The organism is Kocuria sp. cx-455, assembly GCF_057707085.1.
In genome coordinates this window covers 26,117-41,669 of sequence record NZ_JBYIPM010000005.1, presented here as the reverse complement: position 1 = coordinate 41,669, position 15,553 = coordinate 26,117, and the positions used below count along the sequence as shown (strand labels likewise).

Below are 15,553 nucleotides of genomic sequence, written 5' to 3'. Positions count from 1 at the left end.
CTCTGGTGTGAGGGGCTTTAGCTCAGTTGGTAGAGCGTTTCGTTCGCAATGAAAAGGTCAGGGGTTCGATTCCCCTAAGCTCCACGTTTGTCCTGAGTCGGGTCATCGTTGACAGATGAGTCGGCAGATGGATGACAGAAGGGTTCTGGAACTTTATGGTTCCGGGGCCCTTTTGTCGTGTGTGGGGGCCGGGGTTCATTGGCGATGGTGGGGGCGTTTTGCTGTCTCAGGATGTAGCGAAGACCTTGAACCCTTGGGCGGCATGGTCGGCGCCCCGTGATGACGTGGGACGTGCACTGTGCCGTCACCGCTGCCCTCTCTGACGAGAGCGGTCAGCGCCTCCAGAGCACGGTCGAGGACGACCTGTTCGTCCTCGACCCCCGGAGCGCCGTTCACGCTACCCCACTCGCGGATCACGTTGTCCTTGATTTGCCCGGTCCACGGGCCGTAGTCGCGGTCGTTGAACGCCGCATCGATGCCGTGCGGCACCCCGCTGGCCACGGCATTGAGCGCCGTACGCCCAGGCCGGACCAGGATGATTCGAACGGGTACGTCCTCAGGAATGGGTGGCTGCGGTGGCCGGTCGTCGATCGCGCCGGCGGGCGTGCCGCAGGACTCTGTATCGCTCACGCGAAGCTCCCGATCCAGAGCCCGAGGCCCGCGAGCGCCGATGCCGCAACTGTCACGCCCAGCCCGTTGAGCACGCCGATGGCCCATCTGCGCTCCTGCAGCAGGCGGATGGTCTCGAAGCTGGCGGTGGAGAAGGTGGTGTAGCCGCCGAGGAAGCCCGCGCCCACAATTAGGTGAACGGCCTCGGGAAGCAGTTGGTTCGTGGTGAAGCCGGTGACCAGCCCAAGCAGGAACGAGCCAGTGAGGTTGATGGTGATGGTCCCCCACGGCACCGAGCCACGAGTGTGGGCGCGAATCACGCCGTCCAAAAAGAGCCTGCATGCCGAACCGAGGCCGCCGGCCAGTGCGATGCAGACAAACACGAGCGGGGTCACGACGCGGCTCCCTTCCTGTGACGGTGCGCGAGGGTGGCGATGACGATCCCTGCCCAGGTGGCGAGCCCGCCACACAGGAGGGTGCCGAGCCCGTATCCAATGCCGGCCGTCGCCTCGCCCGCGCCGAGAAGACCAGCGGTGTCGACCGCGAAGGCGCTGTACGTGGTGAATCCGCCCATGAAGCCTGTGCCGACCAACAGCCGCAGCAGACGCCGCCGCCCCCGGTCCGGCCCCCGCCGCGCGAGCGCGTCGAGGAGGACGCCCAGCAAGAAAGCCCCGCAGAGGTTGACGGCGAAGATCGTCCACGGAATGCCGCCCGACGCCGGGAACGCGAGCGTGAGTGCCTCGCGAGTCCCGGTTCCGACGCTGCCGCCCGCGAACACCGCCACGAGCGACGTCCAGCGCAGGTGCACCGGCCGGGGCTCACCGGTCTTGGTCTGCCCGGCGTCGGTATCCGGGTCGGTGGGAAGCTGGGCGGTCGGGTTTGTGTCTGTCATGCGAGTCCGTAGGTTAGGTCGGGGTGGTTGAGGGCGATGTTTTTGAGCCGGTTGTACTTCGCAACGCGTTCCCCGCGGGCGGGCGCGCCGGACTTGATCTGCCCGACGCCGGTGCCCACCACGAGGTCGGCAATGAACGTATCCGCCGTCTCCCCAGATCGGTGCGAGACCATGCACGTCATTCCGAGCTCGCGCGCCGTGGTGATTGCGTCGAAGGTCTCGGTGACGGTGCCAATCTGGTTGGGCTTGATGAGCATTGCATCGGAGTAGCCGTGCTCGGCACCGTCGCGGATGCGCGCGGGGTCGGTCACGTACAGGTCGTAGCAGACTAGCTGAACGTGCCCGCCGGCGACGGCAGTCTGCACGCCCCGGCCGGAGTAGGACCCACCGTGGTCGCGAGGGCCGCGGTCGTTTGGTCCACACAGCTGCCGCCGGGGATCAGCGACCGTTCGGCGCTCGCCCGTCTCTGCCCGTTCTGCACCAGCACCAGTGTTGCGGACACGGCTTACTCCTCCACCTGCCAGGGCAGCTCACCGCCGGCACTCACCGCGTGGAGCGGCACGACCACGACGGGGCGATGCTGGCGGTGAGCGAGCTGAACGGCCACCGAACCGTTGAAGAACTCGTGCAGCGAACCGCGGATCCCCGGATCTCGCGTGCCCACGACGATCATGGCCGCATCGAGTTCGTCGGCGAGCCGTGCGATCTCCTGTGCGGGGCCGCCTGCCAACGCCCGCACCGACCAGGAGACGGATTGCCTGTCCAGTGCCCGCGCGATGGCCGCGCGTAGTTCCGGGTTGAACTCTTCGACGCCCTCATCTGCGAGGTCGGAATCAATGGGCATCGACACGACCCTCCCATCGGGCTCGTGGCGGACCGTGTAGCGCGAGGCGTCGACGCTGACGCAGACCAGCTCCGCACCGAAGTGCTCGGCGAACCCCGCCGCGGTCGTGAGGACCCCTGCGAGCCCCCTGGGGGCGACGCCGACGACGACGAATGCGTTCCCTTGTTTCATGAGCTGCTCCTTATCAGTGCTGACCGATGCCGAGAATTGCCATCGCGAGACTGAACCCGATCGTGCCGACGACGATGCAGGCCGCAACGTGGCCTGCCGCGCACTGCCATCGAGAGCCGGCGCCTGGTTCGTGGGCCCGAAACAGGCGCGAACGCCTGAGTCCCGCCGCATACGGTGTGAGGACTGCGCCGAACGATGGGGCTGGCAGGGCCAGGGATGAAGAGACCCGTGAGGATCGCGGGGAACAAGTCGATGACGAGCAGCTCGCTCGTCCGGAGCAACGCATTGCGAGGATCCGCCCCTGCCCAGAGAGTGCCAAGTTCGTGGAGTGCGATGCCAAGGAGGATGGAGCAGACTTTGCTCTCGTGGGGGTGTCCATCAAGATCTCCTACCGTCAGGGCACAGATGTGCCATGGGGTAGGGACTGTTGTCGGGAATCCGAGGTTGGGTGCGGCGAGCCCCACCGCCGCGACGCCGGAGCGTCCGTCCCATGATCTCATGGCCGCCGGCACTCTACGAGGATCCGGCTTGATCTTCTACCTCAGCAGGGAGCACCCACATCATTGACATGGGCCCGCCATATTGTCACTGTCTATTTATGACACGTACTGCGCACGTGGTGCTCATCGATCAGGTTGCCGATTGGGAAGCCGGTCACCTGCTGGCCGAACTCAACACGGGCCGATTCATTGGCGAACCGTGGAACGTGGTCAGTGTCGCGTCAACCGATCAGCCAGTGGTCACGATGGGCGGGGTACGTTGGCTTCCCGACATCCCGGTCGCGGACCTGGACCCGACCGCCAGTGACCTCCTGATCATGCCCGGGGGTATCGGGTGGCAGCCGGGGCGAGAGGAAGTATTCGTCGCCGTTGCCGAGCAATTCCTCGATGCCGGAGTGCCCGTTGCCGCGATCTGCGGAGCAACGGAAGCATTGGCCCGCGCAGGTTTGCTCGATAACCGCCCCCACACGTCAGCTGCGAAAGTGGCCCTTGAAGCAACGGGATACAAGGGCGGCGCGCACTATCGCGATCAACGAGCCGTCGCGGAAGATGGGCTCGTCACGGCCGGCCCACAATCTCCGGTCCAGTTCGCCAGCGCGACATTGGGCATGCTGGGGCTGATGTCGGCGGAGCTGCTCGAAGCGTATGACGCCGTGTTCGACCGGGGTGATCCGTCAGCATTCCCGGTATTGATGTCCGGCTGAATTTGGAACACGCCTCTGCCCCGGAAGGACCGCAGCATGGTTCCCACGTCACGCCCCGTACCAACCGCAGTCCTCGTGAGCGGCGCCCTGCTCCTGACCTCATGCGGCGGCAACAGCGACCAACCGAGCGAGCCCGCCACGAGCGAAACGCGCGCGGCGGCGTCGTCGTGGGAAGAGTCCCGGATCGTGGCCGAGAATCTCGACGCGCCGTGGTCGATCGCTTTCTACGACGGCGCTGCCTTAGTCAGCGAGCGCGACTCGGCCAGGATCCTCGAGCTCGACGACGCCGGTCGGGCGCGCGAGGTCGCCATCGTCGACGGCGTGGCGCCCCGAGGTGAAGGCGGCCTGCTGGGCCTGGCCGTCCACGAGAACTACCTGTACGCGTACTTCACCGCCGAGGACGAAAACCGTATGGAGCGCTTCCCCATGTCCGGCACGCCGGGGAACTTGTCGCTCGGAAGCCCAGAGATCTTACTGGACGGAATCCCCGCGGGTGGTACGCACAACGGCGGTCGGATTGCTTTCGGACCGGACGGATTGCTGTATGCGACCGTGGGTGACGCCGGGAATCGCGAGGCCGCGCAGGACAAGGATTCACCGTCCGGCAAGATTCTCCGCATGACACCGGAGGGAGATGTTCCGGAGGGCAATCCGTTCCCCGATTCCCTGGTTTACAGCTACGGGCACCGCAATCCCCAGGGCCTGGCGTGGGCGCAGGACGGCACGCTCTACGCGAGCGAGTTCGGACAGAACACGTGGGACGAGCTGAACGTGATTGAATCCGGCGGCAATTACGGGTGGCCCGAGGTGGAAGGCTTAGGCGACAGCGACGAATTCATCAATCCCGTTCAGCAGTGGGAACCTTCCGAAGCGAGTCCCAGTGGTATCGCGATCCGGGACGACACGCTGTTCATGGCCAATTTGCGCGGCGCACGCATGCGCGAGATACCACTGGCCGATACTTCCCAGTCGGTGGAGCACTTCCCGGACGAGTTCGGGCGGCTGCGCGACGTCACCGTGGCGCCGGACGACTCCCTGTGGGTCATGACCAACAATACGGACGGCCGCGGCAGCCCATCGCCGGAGGATGACAGGATTTTGCGGTTCGGGCGCTGAAATATCTGTGCGCCGTCCAGGCAGTTGTTGAGGGCGGCTTCCACCGGATTCACATCGGCACGTTTCACACCAGCGAGGTGCAGTTCCGAAAGATCCGCAGGCGGGCTCAAGGCAATGCCGATGCACCGATGAACTTAGCAACAAACGGCCTCTGACCTGCATAAACACCAAGTTGTGCGCCCTGTGAACTTTATCCGAATTCGCTGCGTTCAAACTCACACAGTCATTAATCGGAATCTCGCGTTTTGCGTCGATTTCGTGCTGGGCTGCGGATACGTTGAGAGGAGAGAACCACCTCGTCAAAGCTAAATTTCAGCCTGTTCCCGGATTTTTTTCAGGTGCGTAACCTAGTGGACTGCTGGCACAGGCGGAGTGGCCCAATGGGGTTGGCTCGCTTGTTCGCCGCGCAGGTTGAACGAACTTTGCGCTCACGAAAGGAATGGACGATGAGGGAGGACCAGAACTCTCCGGCCCTGCGCCAGGGAGTCGACTTCCGGGACACCCCGAACGCAACCGCACGAGTGACGGAGCACGTTCGGCCCGGGAAGAAACGCGCGCCGCTGCTGAGGTACATCAGGATCAATCTCCCGCGGACCACACGCCTGCTGCTTCTGCTGGTCATAGCGGTGATCGGCATTGCCTCGGCGACAACGGCACTGAGCGGTCACGAGCCCTTCCCTTCCGCGATGCCTCTCTTGTGGCTCGTGTGCGCCGCGTCCGCCGTGTTCGTTGCTGGTGGGTTACTGACCAAGAAACGAATCTGGACCATTGGGCTGGGGATCGCTCTCGCCTCGCTGCTGATTTATATCGGGGGTCTCCTCGGCGACGCACCGTACGTGTGGAACGGGGCGACCGTCATACTCGCTGCCGTGTGGAACACCACGCTCTTCGCATCCCTGGGGTACGCGGTCCTCTACTGGGCCCTGAACTACGGAATGCTCGTGGCCTCGCCCGACGATCAAAACTTCATGGATTGACAAAGGAGTACTGACATGGAATTCGGATTTCCCTGGTGGCTCCGCGTCGAGCACTTCCTCAACATTATTTTTCTCTCGTTCCTCATCCGATCCGGCATTGAAATTCTGGGAACGTACCCCAAGCTTTACCGTTCGCAACACACGGTTCCCGGTACCGCGTGGGCCCAGTTCACCATCCAGCGAGCTGCAAAACACAAGTACTACACGGTTGGCGGCGAGTACGACGACTACTCACCACGTCTGTCCCTGCCCGGCAGGGGGTTGCTGGGCCTAGGACGCTACTGGCACTTCATCGCCGTAACGGGGTTTGTCACCAGCTGGGTCATCTACATAGTGCTGCTGTTCGGCACCGGGCAATGGCGACGGTACATCCCCACCAGCCTCGACACCTTTGTCCAAGCCGGCCGGGGCATGCTCTCCTACATGGCCTTTGTCGTTCCGGACCCCGTGGGCGGAATGCCGTTCAACGCCATTCAACAACTTTCCTATGGGTTCGTCTTTCTCATCCTGACCCCGCTCGTCATTGTCACGGGAGCATTCCAGTCGCCTGCGATTGCCAACCACTTCTCACGAATCACCCGGATGATGGGTGGCCGCCAAGTCATCCGCACCATTCATTTCCTGTGCATGATCGGCTACATCGTCTTCGTTGTGATTCACGTTGCCATGGTGGTCCTTCACGGCTACGGCCACGAAACCTCAAAGATTGTTTTCGGCCACGCCGACCTGCCGATAGCCGGCGGCGTCGTCTTCACGATCGGCCTGGCTCTGGTTCTCGTCCTGCATCTGATCGCCACACGGTGGACGCTCACGGACGGCCGCGCCGTCGAAAAACTGCACAACCTTGTGGTGCGGCCCTGGTCCAACCTGCTGTACCGGCTTCCGGCCCGCATGCATTACGACCGCGATAACGTGTCGGGCAAGGACGTGCAGCTGAAGAACACAACGCACAACTTCCGTGGTAGCGGCCGGCCACCTGAGACCCCGGAGTATCTAGCCCTCATGGCCAACTGTTACGAGGACGATTACGTACTCGAAATTGGTGGGTAGGTGGAGCGCCCCATGTCACTCACCATTGCCCAGCTCAGGGAATTGGCCAGTGACCATTCCCAGACCACGTTGCACCACTGTGTGCAGGGGTTCACGTCGATCGGCAAGTGGCACGGTATTACCGTGTCCGATCTGCTGGATCTCGTGAAGCCCCTCCCGGGGGCCACAGACGTGGTGTACCTCAGCTTCCAGAACATGGGGCGGGATGATGCCCTGTACGAGGGCGGAACCTACTACGAATCCAATCCGATGATCGAAGCAAGGATGCCGCAAACCCTCATCGCGTTCGATCTCAACGACGAGGGGGGAGATCCCGGCCAAGAATGGCGCCCCCGTGCGGTTGCGCACCGAAACGTCCACGGGCTTCCGCAACCTCAAGTGGCTGGAACGCATTGAGGTGGTCAATCGCTACGACATCATCTTGGAAGGCCGCGGTGGCGATTTCGAGGATGCCGATTTCTACGACCGAAACCAGCTGATCTGATGGGCGCCCGCCACGAGAAGAGGACGAACATGGCACATGAACACCGCCAGCCACGCACGCAGGCCGAACTCGATGCACACATCAACGCCATCAAGCGGCCCCTGCGGAACACGTTCGACGGCATGTTCCCCCTGCATGCAGATATGGAGCTGACCGACGACCAAATCCGGATAGTTCACAAGTACCTGAAAGAGGTGAACTTCCACCTACCCGGTGCCACACCCGAGGAGTTTCTAGTGGTGCGCTGGGCGCGCTACACCGGGTTCCAGTTCATTCAGGAACTTCTCGAGGCATACGCCGTGGGTTTGCGCTGCACCCATCCGGGCATGGAGGACCACCACACGTTCATTCGCATGTCGTGGGCCCAACTGATGGGCGAGCCCGATGCCCAGCGGGTTCCGGTCAATGAGCCGGTGCTCGCCAATGACATGATGACGCTTGCTCGCTACCGCGACACAAGGACCGGCCCATCGCGGACCGGGATCGACTCCTACACCGGCGACGGTGACACGGATGTGCCGGGAGTGGACTTCGACCTCAAGCTCCTCAACGGGGCCCTGGACAACGTCATTTCACACCAGGCCACGGGCAAGGGCCGCGAGATCAACAGCTGGTGGACCCCGGCGCTGAACTGGGGCGCGGCCATGGCTGGGCGATATCCCAGGCTGAAGTACTTCGAGTCCAAGGGCCGACTGGACCGGGCTCGCCTCTCGCAACTTCACGACTTCGAGGAGCGGGCCGCCCGAGTTGAACCCGTGCTCAGGGAACTCGGTTTGGCGTCCCCGGCACCCGTTGCCCGGGATGCGCTCGCACAAGCAGCCAAAGCCGAGAAGGGATCATTCGTGCGTCGGCTCAGGATCCGCAATCCACGGCCACTCACCGAATCCCGGCCGGACATTGATGTCCGAACCGCTGAACAACGACCGCTCATCGAGCCGCAGTCCGACCTGGATTTCCCGACCGCTGATGATCCCCGTGACAGCCAATCGGTGGAACGCCAGCGGTAGGGACTGGATCGAACCGGCCGACAATATTTGCTCACCCACATTCAGCATCTGATCAGAAAGGATGTCCCTCCATGTCTCCCATGGTGGTATTCGGACTCATCGCGTCCGTAGCCCTCCTGGCAGCTTTCGCCTTGCTCAACCTCGGCAAGCTGACCCCGGATCACTACACTTATCAACTTCTCAATTTCGTAGGAGCCGGGTTTTTGGCGGCCTCCGCCGCCAGTCCCTTCAATGCGGGAGTTTTCTGGACCGAGCTGATCTGGTCGCTACTGGGGCTCTACGGCGTCATCAAAATCTGGATGAAACGCCGCAATCGTACGGGCCCCGATGTTCCCCAGACCGCCCACTGATCGAGCCGCTACAGGAAAGAGAGATATAGACCATGGCTTTCTCGTATGAGATCGGCATTGCAGCCGGTATCTGCTTCGTTATCGGTTTCGGTTTGTTGAACTTCGGAGTGCTGACCTCCAAGTCCCCCATGTACCAGACGTTGAACTTGTTGGGCGCACTCGGCTTCACCTACACCGCCATCTCACCGTTCAACCCGGGACTGTTCATCACCGAGGCCGTCTGGGCCATCGTGGCGCTTTTCGGTCTGTACAAGATCTGGTTCAAGCGCCCGGTATCGCCGGAGGAAGTTCCCGTTCAGCGAGAAGTGAGCTGACAAGAACTCCGCGCTCAGGACAATCCGCAACGAGCCACTCTGCTTCATCTGATGCAGGGTGACTCGAGCACTTTAATCCTTCGTGGATCCCCATCTTGCGAACGGCCGGAACCACACTGGTGGACCGAACAACGGACCCGGCCGCGGCTGGATCGCCCCCCCGGCGCAATGAGCAACCAACGTGGCCAGCAGCAGGTTCAACCCCGGAGAACGTCGCGTCAAGACGGGTATGAGAAGACTCACATCCACGTGAGTGCCGATTCTACTCACGAGTAATTTCTCAGCTGACCTGCAGGATTGTGCGATAAGATACACTCGTCACCTTTGTCGTGACCAAATCGTTAGGTATCCCGATTGCAAATCATCGATTGGCCCCGTTACGTTTAACACGCAATTGAACCAGCAGGGGGATGCTGGAGATCCACATCGCGAGAACATGACGCGCTGCCCGTACAGTCGGGGGACTTGACCGGGCATTTTCATGACACTAAGTACTGCCGCCTCGTCCCGTGTGCAGTTTGGCTCCCCCTGCGTTACAGGTTCTTACTTGGGGGAGTATATTAATGGACCGTCTTCTTACTAAAGATTCGTCTCAAAAACCTACTGAAGCATTCGAAGCACCGTCTGACCGGGCTGTTTACCCCGTAGAGACACCTCCGGAACCACGCACACTCGTGGACATAGTCCTGGACACCGTTGCCCAGTTCCCGGACGCCATTGCCCTGGAGGACGAGCACGAAAGAGTGCCCTACGGCGAGTTGGAAGCCCGCATTGAAACGCACGTCCAGCGCCTGTGGGACATCGGCGTGGGACGCGGCGATCGCGTCGGGATTCGAGTTCCCTCCGGCGGTGTGGACCTCTACGTTGCCATCCTCGCGACCTTGTTCGCGGGTGCCGCCTACGTGCCGGTCGATTGGGACGATCCCGACGATCGTGCCCGCACGGTCTGGGAAGAAGCCGGCGTGGCCGCGATCTTCGGCCGAGACCTCGAACTGACACGCAGGGAAAGCGTCGCCACCACCGGTGACACCGAGCAACCGCGCACCCAGGACGACGCCTGGATCATCTTTACATCCGGTTCCACCGGCAAACCCAAGGGCGTGGCGATCACCCATCGCTCCGCGGCCGCTCTCGTGGACGCTGAAGCGAAAATGTATCTGCAGAGGCGCCCCATGGGCCCGGGCGACCGCGTCATGGCCGGCTTGTCGGTCGCCTTCGACGCCTCGTGCGAGGAAATGTGGCTGGCCTGGCGTTACGGTGCCACGCTGGTACCGGCCCCGCGCGACGTCGTTCGCTCCGGCCCCGATCTCGGCCACTGGATCATTGATCACCGCATTACTGCGGTCTCCACCGTGCCCACCCTGGCGTCATTGTGGCCCAGCGAAGCCCTGGACACCGTGCGCTTGCTGATCTTCGGCGGCGAAGCATGCCCGCTTGAACTCACCCAGCGCCTGGTCCGCCCCGGACGCGAGGTCTGGAACACCTACGGCCCCACGGAGGCCACGGTGATCGGCTCGGGCGCCATCCTGACCGGAGACGCCCCCATTCGGATCGGGTTACCCGTCCCCGGGTGGGAGCTGGCCGTGGTCGATACCCAGGGCCAGCCCGTGGCCTGGGGCGAAACCGGCGAACTCATCATCGGAGGCGTTGGCCTGGGTCGCTACCTGGACCCGGAGAAGGACGCCGAGAAGTACGCCCCGCTGCCCTCCCTGGGCTGGGAGCGCGCCTACCGCACCGGTGACATGGTCAAGGCGGACCAGGAAGGCCTCGTCTTCGCGGGCCGTGTGGATGACCAGGTGAAGGTCTCCGGCCGTCGCATGGAACTGGGCGAGATCGACGATTACATGAGCTCCGTCCCCGGCGTCCGAGCCGGCGCCTGCGCGGTTCACCCCACCCCCGGTGGCGACAACATCATTGCCGGTTATCTGGTCCCCGAGTTCGAGGGGGCCGTGGACCTCGTGGCCGTGCGTGGGTGGCTCTCGGAGCGTTTGCCGGGCCAAATGGTTCCGGCGTTGTGCCTCATGGACGAGCTTCCCTTGAAAACGTCGGGCAAGGTGGACCGCAAGGCCCTGCCCTGGCCGATGCCCACCGACGGAAACGATGACGCACCCTCGCTGGACGCCGACCTCGAATGGCTCGCGGAGCTTTGGGCCGATCAACTCGGTCCGCTCCCCTTTGCCGAGGACAGCGATTTCTTTGCCATGGGTGGTAGTTCGGTGGGCGTGGCCCGGCTGGTTTCGGCTCTGCGACAGAGCCACCCGGACACCGAGATTGCCCGCATTTACGCCGACCCCACGCTGCGGGGTATGGCCGACTACTTGCAGACCCTGGAGGCGTCCCAGGATTCCAAGCGCGAACCCGCGCCGCTGCCCTCCTGGAGCGGCTGGGTGCAGGGAGCTTTCCTTGTAGGTCTGAACATTGTCAACGGTTTGCGTTACGTGGTGGGTTCGCTCATCGTCGTGTGGATCCTGGCGGTGATTGTCGGTGCCGGCTGGGTCCCCACTCCCCCGCTGCTGCCGCTGGTCATCGGCTGGCTCGTGATGTTCTCCCTGCCCGGTCGTGTACTGGTGGGCGCCGCCGCCGTGAGGCTGTTGACCGCAGGACTGAAACCCGGTCATTATCCGCGGGGTAAGTGGACCCACTTGCGGGTCTGGGCCGCGGAACGTCTCGTGGTGTTCAACAAGTACGAGGTTCTGCTGGGCACACCCATGGCCCGAACTCTCCACCGTCTCTTCGGCAACAAGGTGGGCACCGGTGCACACCTGCACCACATGCCGACCGTCACCGGTCTCGTCACCATCGGAGACCACGCCACCGTGGAGTTCGAGGCGGACCTCGCAGGCTACTGGCTCGACGGGGACACCCTGCACGTGGGCGCCATTGAGATCGGCGCCAATTCGCGGGTGGGTACCCGTACGCTCGTGGACCCCGGGTCCCGCGTGGGTGAGGGGGCAGAGGTCCTACCGGGCTCGCACGTGACCGGAACTGTTCCGAACGACGAGTTGTGGGGCGGCTCCCCCATGTACCACCGCGGTCCCGCCGCGCAGGCCTGGCCCGAGGTCACTCCGGACGCTGTGCCTGGCCTGCCCACCTGGGGCAAGGTCAAGTCCCACCTGGCCTATTCCGGGGGCGCGGCCATCATTGGTCTGTTGCCGTTCCTGGCGATCATCCCGGGCGCGCTCCTGATCCTGCCGCAGGTGATCGGGATCGAGCTCTACGAACTGGTTTTCCCCATCCTCGCGTTGTGGGTCCCGGTCTTCGTCATCGTCACGGCTGCGGTGTGGCTACTGCTCGTGGTGGGTTGTGTGCGCCTGGTGGCGGGCATGATCACCCCCGGTTACTTCCCGCAGAACGGTCCCGTGGGTTGGGCCACCTGGTTCACCGAAACCCTCTTGCAGCGCACGTTGATCTCGACCTACCCGATTTACGCGTCCTGCATCACGCCCTTGTTCCTGCGTCTGCTGGGCGCACGCGTGGGACGCTCGGTCGAAATTTCCACGGCGGAAACCATTCCGCACCTCACGTCCCTCAAGGACGGTTCCTTCCTGGCAGACCACTCGCTCATTGCCTCGCACCGCGCAGGGTTTGGCTGGGTGCACCTGGGAACCTCCGTGATAGGCGAACGCACCTTCGTGGGCAACTCCGCAATCGTGGGTCCGGACCGTGACCTCCCCGAGGACGCCCTCGTGGCCGTGCTCAGCTCCGCGCCCCACAAGGCCCCGGTCGGTTCGTCGTGGCTCGGTCGCCGCGCTCAGCCCATTGCCCGGGCCCACACGGACGCGGATGAAGCGGCGACCTTCCGCCCGCCCCGCCGCCTTCAGGCAGCCCGCGCGTTCGTGGAGGCCTTCCGTTTGGTCCCGGCCATGGTGTCCGCGTGGATCGATCTGATGATCGTGTACGCACTGACCACCATCTACATGGCTCACGGCATGGGCCTTCAGGGTCTGCTGTACACGGCCCTGTGGTCCGGTGTGGTGCTTCTGGGCGCCAGTACGTTGGCGTGCCTGGTCCCCGTGATCGTGAAATGGGCCCTGATGGGTCGTTTCCGCACCGGCGAGCGCCCGCTGTTCAGCTCGTTCGTGTGGCGCAACGAGTTGGCGGACGTCTTTGCCGAGTCCCTGGCCGTGCCCTCGTTGGTCCGACTCAGTGTGGGATCTCCGTTGTTCAACGCGTGGGTCCGCCTCATGGGTGCGCGCGTACAACGGGGCGTGTGGTGCGAGACCTGGTGGCTGCCCGAGTTCGACCTGGTCAGCCTCGAAGAAGGTGTATCCGTGAACCGCGGAACGGTTCTGCAGACCCACCTGTTCCACGATCGCATCATGCGTTTGGAACCCGTCACGATGCGCCGGGGCTCCACGTTGGGACCCAACAGCTTTGTGCTGCCCGGTGCCACGATCGAAGAACGCTCAACCGTGGGTCCCGGCTCCCTGGTCATGCGCCAGGAAACCGTGCCCGCCAACGGCAACTGGGGTGGTAACCCCATCCGACACCTTGAGGCCGGGGACCAGGCGGTCAGCGCCCAGGTCATTCCCGGACCGCCGGTTGCGGGACATGGTCTTCCCATCGTGTCCACTGCACCCACCACCACATCGCAGGCCGTCTCGGCGGCAGCACACGAGGAGGCCACCCGATGAACGAACAAGCAGTGGAGGAAATACCCGAAGGGTGCCTCGCTCCCGGTGAGCGACCCCGCCCCGGTCAGCGCCCCCAGCGTGAGGTCTGGACCGGCGGCTCCGACAACGGCCGCCGGTCCACGACCGAGGCCCAGCACTGGAGCGAAAATGCTCCGGTGATCACTGCTCCGCCGCGTGCCACCGCGCCGTCGCCTCGCCAAGGTGCTGCAACACGCAACGTGGCCAGCGCGGACGGGCGGCGCACCAAGCGGCGCATCATGGGGGTCGACGTCGCTCGCGGCTTTGCGTTGCTCGGCATGATCGCGGTCCACACCCTGCCCGCCTCTGTGGGCACCACCGACCAGCCTTCCTTGGCGTGGGTGTTGTTCGGCGGTCATTCCGCCGCATTGTTCGCCGTCTTGGCGGGTGTCAGCCTGGCCTTCCTCACGGGCGGCAGGAACCCCCGTAAGGGCCTCGAAGCACGCCGCGCTCGGGTGGGCATGGCTGTGCGCGCGCTGTTGTTGTTCACCCTGGGGTTGCTCCTCAACACGTTGGACTTCCCCGCGTACAACATCCTGATCTACTACGGCCTGATGTTCCTGCTGGCGATTCCCTTCACCGTCATGCCCGTGCGGTGGCTGCTGACGAGCGCAGTGCTCTTCATGGTCTTTGCCCCGATGCTCATGCAGGCCTCACTGGGTGTCCTGCCCGCTCACGTGCACGCCAACGCCGACCTCGTGAACTTGGTCACGGAGCCCGGGGCGGTTCTGTCAGAACTGTTCTTGACCGGGACCTATCCCGCGCTGCCGTGGATGGCGTTCATCTGCCTGGGCATGGCCCTGGGGCGGTTGCCGCTGACCCGTGATCGGATCCAGATTCTGCTGGTGATCTTTGGTGCGGTGATCGCGGCCGTGGCCAAGGGCCTGTCCATGATGATGCTGCTGCGCTTCGGTGTGCGTGACGCATTGGTCACTGCCACCCCGTGGTTGACCAGCAAAGAGGTCATGACCATCCAGAACTACGGTCCGGACCCGCAACTTCCGACCACCACCATGAGCTGGCTGCTGATTTCTGGCCCGCACACCAACACGCCCTTCGCCATTGCCCTGAGCGCGGGACTGGCCATGGTGGCGCTGGGAGCCTTCTTGTTGATCTGCCGGTGGATCGGCCGTTTCCTGGCACCGCTGGGCGCCATGGGCTCCATGACTCTGACCCTCTACAGTGCGCACCTGGTGTTCCTGGCATTCGTGCCCATCAGCGAAACCCCGGTGTTCTGGTTCATCGTCCAGATCGCGGTGGCCGCGCTGGTGGCCACGGCGTGGCAGCACGCCATGGGTTCCGGTCCCCTGGAACGGTTGGTCACCAGGGCGTCCCGAGCTGCGGGTCGCAAACTGGTGCCCACCGATCGAGTGGGACCTCGCCACTGAATCGATAGCCGCTTTCACAGGTAGGGTCTGCTCCCACCACAATGATGGAAGACCCGAGCGAATCATTCGCTCGGGTCTTCGCTCATGTGAGGGGCGGTGCTTGCTCTCACCACGCGGGGCGTGAGTCTCACATGGTGGTCAGTCGCCCGGCGTGGGCCCGTTCAGTTGCGGACCCGGCGCCAATCGAATGGGGCCGCGAGCGGCGGCAATGTCAACCTCCTCTCCCTTCTGCTGGACAATCGCCTCTCCCTGGTTCACGAGCCTTGCTGCGACATCTCGCACCAACGGCATCAGATCCCGCCAGTCATCACCCCCGATCGTACGCGCGGTCTCGGAGGGGCACATGGTCTTGCCGTTGCGTTGACGCAGCAGATCCCGGATGGAGGCGGCCGCGCGATCTCGGAGATCGGGGGCCTCGGGAGCGTCGGTGGTCGCGGCAGTTTCGGGTGCCTCTGGCGTCGAAAGGCCCTGATCGGTGCCGTTCTCGCTTGTCAT

Annotated in this window: 18 protein-coding genes and 1 tRNA gene; 12 read left to right on the top strand and 7 right to left on the bottom strand. The window is 63.7% G+C overall.

From position 1 onward, the window contains the following. The first annotated feature begins 11 nt into the window (after positions 1-11). Positions 12-84: transfer RNA gene (locus tag AC3ENJ_RS08570), tRNA-Ala, on the top strand. Between the two features lie 111 nt (positions 85-195). On the opposite strand, the gene AC3ENJ_RS08565 is transcribed toward AC3ENJ_RS08570, so the two are convergent. From AC3ENJ_RS08565 to AC3ENJ_RS08540, 6 genes are read right to left on the bottom strand one after another with little or no spacing between them, the layout of a single operon-like run. After that, positions 196-630: a hypothetical protein gene (locus AC3ENJ_RS08565; RefSeq protein WP_431813728.1), complete on the bottom strand. Its 435-nt coding sequence runs from the start codon at positions 628-630 to the stop codon at positions 196-198. Continuing rightward, entirely contained in the window at positions 627-1,004 is a 378-nt protein-coding gene (crcB, locus tag AC3ENJ_RS08560) for a fluoride efflux transporter CrcB (protein WP_431813727.1), read from the bottom strand. The genes AC3ENJ_RS08565 and crcB overlap by 4 nt, the downstream gene beginning before the upstream one ends. Beyond that, positions 1,001-1,501, bottom strand: coding sequence for a fluoride efflux transporter FluC (locus AC3ENJ_RS08555; protein WP_190781433.1), 501 nt, complete (start codon positions 1,499-1,501; stop codon positions 1,001-1,003). Before AC3ENJ_RS08555 ends, crcB begins: the two co-directional genes overlap by 4 nt. Next, complete coding sequence (locus AC3ENJ_RS08550; protein ID WP_431813726.1) at positions 1,498-1,866, bottom strand: phosphopyruvate hydratase family protein; 369 nt, start codon at positions 1,864-1,866, stop codon at positions 1,498-1,500. The genes AC3ENJ_RS08555 and AC3ENJ_RS08550 overlap by 4 nt, the downstream gene beginning before the upstream one ends. Further along, positions 1,830-2,003, bottom strand: coding sequence for a hypothetical protein (locus tag AC3ENJ_RS08545; RefSeq protein ID WP_431813725.1), 174 nt, complete (start codon positions 2,001-2,003; stop codon positions 1,830-1,832). The genes AC3ENJ_RS08550 and AC3ENJ_RS08545 overlap by 37 nt, the downstream gene beginning before the upstream one ends. 3 nt (positions 2,004-2,006) lie before the next feature. Continuing rightward, positions 2,007-2,516, bottom strand: coding sequence for a universal stress protein (locus tag AC3ENJ_RS08540; RefSeq protein WP_190806951.1), 510 nt, complete (start codon positions 2,514-2,516; stop codon positions 2,007-2,009). Between the two features lie 598 nt (positions 2,517-3,114). Between AC3ENJ_RS08540 and AC3ENJ_RS08535 the strand changes: the two genes are divergently transcribed. The 11 genes from AC3ENJ_RS08535 to AC3ENJ_RS08485 all read left to right on the top strand — a co-directional run bounded on the left by AC3ENJ_RS08535 (position 3,115) and on the right by AC3ENJ_RS08485 (position 15,058). Continuing rightward, positions 3,115-3,720 carry a DJ-1/PfpI family protein gene (locus tag AC3ENJ_RS08535; protein WP_190781431.1) on the top strand — a complete coding sequence of 202 codons (606 nt, stop codon included), beginning with the start codon at positions 3,115-3,117 and terminating at the stop codon, positions 3,718-3,720. 36 nt (positions 3,721-3,756) lie between these two features. Beyond that, positions 3,757-4,836 carry a PQQ-dependent sugar dehydrogenase gene (locus AC3ENJ_RS08530; protein ID WP_431813724.1) on the top strand — a complete coding sequence of 360 codons (1,080 nt, stop codon included), beginning with the start codon at positions 3,757-3,759 and terminating at the stop codon, positions 4,834-4,836. Positions 4,837-5,282: 446 nt separating this feature from the next. After that, entirely contained in the window at positions 5,283-5,813 is a 531-nt protein-coding gene (locus AC3ENJ_RS08525) for a hypothetical protein (RefSeq protein WP_190781429.1), read from the top strand. A gap of 15 nt (positions 5,814-5,828) precedes the next feature. Further along, positions 5,829-6,863 carry a cytochrome b/b6 domain-containing protein gene (locus tag AC3ENJ_RS08520; RefSeq protein WP_431813723.1) on the top strand — a complete coding sequence of 345 codons (1,035 nt, stop codon included), beginning with the start codon at positions 5,829-5,831 and terminating at the stop codon, positions 6,861-6,863. Positions 6,864-6,875: 12 nt separating this feature from the next. Continuing rightward, complete coding sequence (locus AC3ENJ_RS08515) at positions 6,876-7,259, top strand: molybdopterin-dependent oxidoreductase (RefSeq protein ID WP_431813722.1); 384 nt, start codon at positions 6,876-6,878, stop codon at positions 7,257-7,259. Further along, positions 7,198-7,347, top strand: coding sequence for a molybdopterin-binding protein (locus AC3ENJ_RS08510; RefSeq protein ID WP_431813721.1), 150 nt, complete (start codon positions 7,198-7,200; stop codon positions 7,345-7,347). Before AC3ENJ_RS08515 ends, AC3ENJ_RS08510 begins: the two co-directional genes overlap by 62 nt. Positions 7,348-7,376: 29 nt before the next feature. Further along, positions 7,377-8,354 (top strand): hypothetical protein, encoded by a 978-nt coding sequence (locus AC3ENJ_RS08505; RefSeq protein ID WP_431813720.1) that lies wholly within the window; start codon positions 7,377-7,379, stop codon positions 8,352-8,354. Between the two features lie 71 nt (positions 8,355-8,425). Then, the gene (locus tag AC3ENJ_RS08500) at positions 8,426-8,704 is read left to right on the top strand and encodes a CBU_0592 family membrane protein (protein WP_190781427.1); all 279 of its coding nucleotides are present in this window, start codon (positions 8,426-8,428) and stop codon (positions 8,702-8,704) included. A 32-nt stretch (positions 8,705-8,736) separates the two neighbouring features. Then, positions 8,737-9,018, top strand: a complete 282-nt coding sequence (locus AC3ENJ_RS08495; protein WP_190781426.1) for a CBU_0592 family membrane protein — start codon at positions 8,737-8,739, stop codon at positions 9,016-9,018. Positions 9,019-9,692: 674 nt separating this feature from the next. Beyond that, positions 9,693-13,652 carry a Pls/PosA family non-ribosomal peptide synthetase gene (locus tag AC3ENJ_RS08490; protein WP_431813719.1) on the top strand — a complete coding sequence of 1,320 codons (3,960 nt, stop codon included), beginning with the start codon at positions 9,693-9,695 and terminating at the stop codon, positions 13,650-13,652. Further along, the gene (locus tag AC3ENJ_RS08485; RefSeq protein ID WP_190781424.1) at positions 13,649-15,058 is read left to right on the top strand and encodes a heparan-alpha-glucosaminide N-acetyltransferase domain-containing protein; all 1,410 of its coding nucleotides are present in this window, start codon (positions 13,649-13,651) and stop codon (positions 15,056-15,058) included. Before AC3ENJ_RS08490 ends, AC3ENJ_RS08485 begins: the two co-directional genes overlap by 4 nt. A 138-nt stretch (positions 15,059-15,196) precedes the next feature. Here AC3ENJ_RS08485 and AC3ENJ_RS08480 read toward each other — a convergent pair whose 3' ends face one another. Next, positions 15,197-15,553 carry a DUF3253 domain-containing protein gene (locus AC3ENJ_RS08480; protein ID WP_431813718.1) on the bottom strand — a complete coding sequence of 119 codons (357 nt, stop codon included), beginning with the start codon at positions 15,551-15,553 and terminating at the stop codon, positions 15,197-15,199.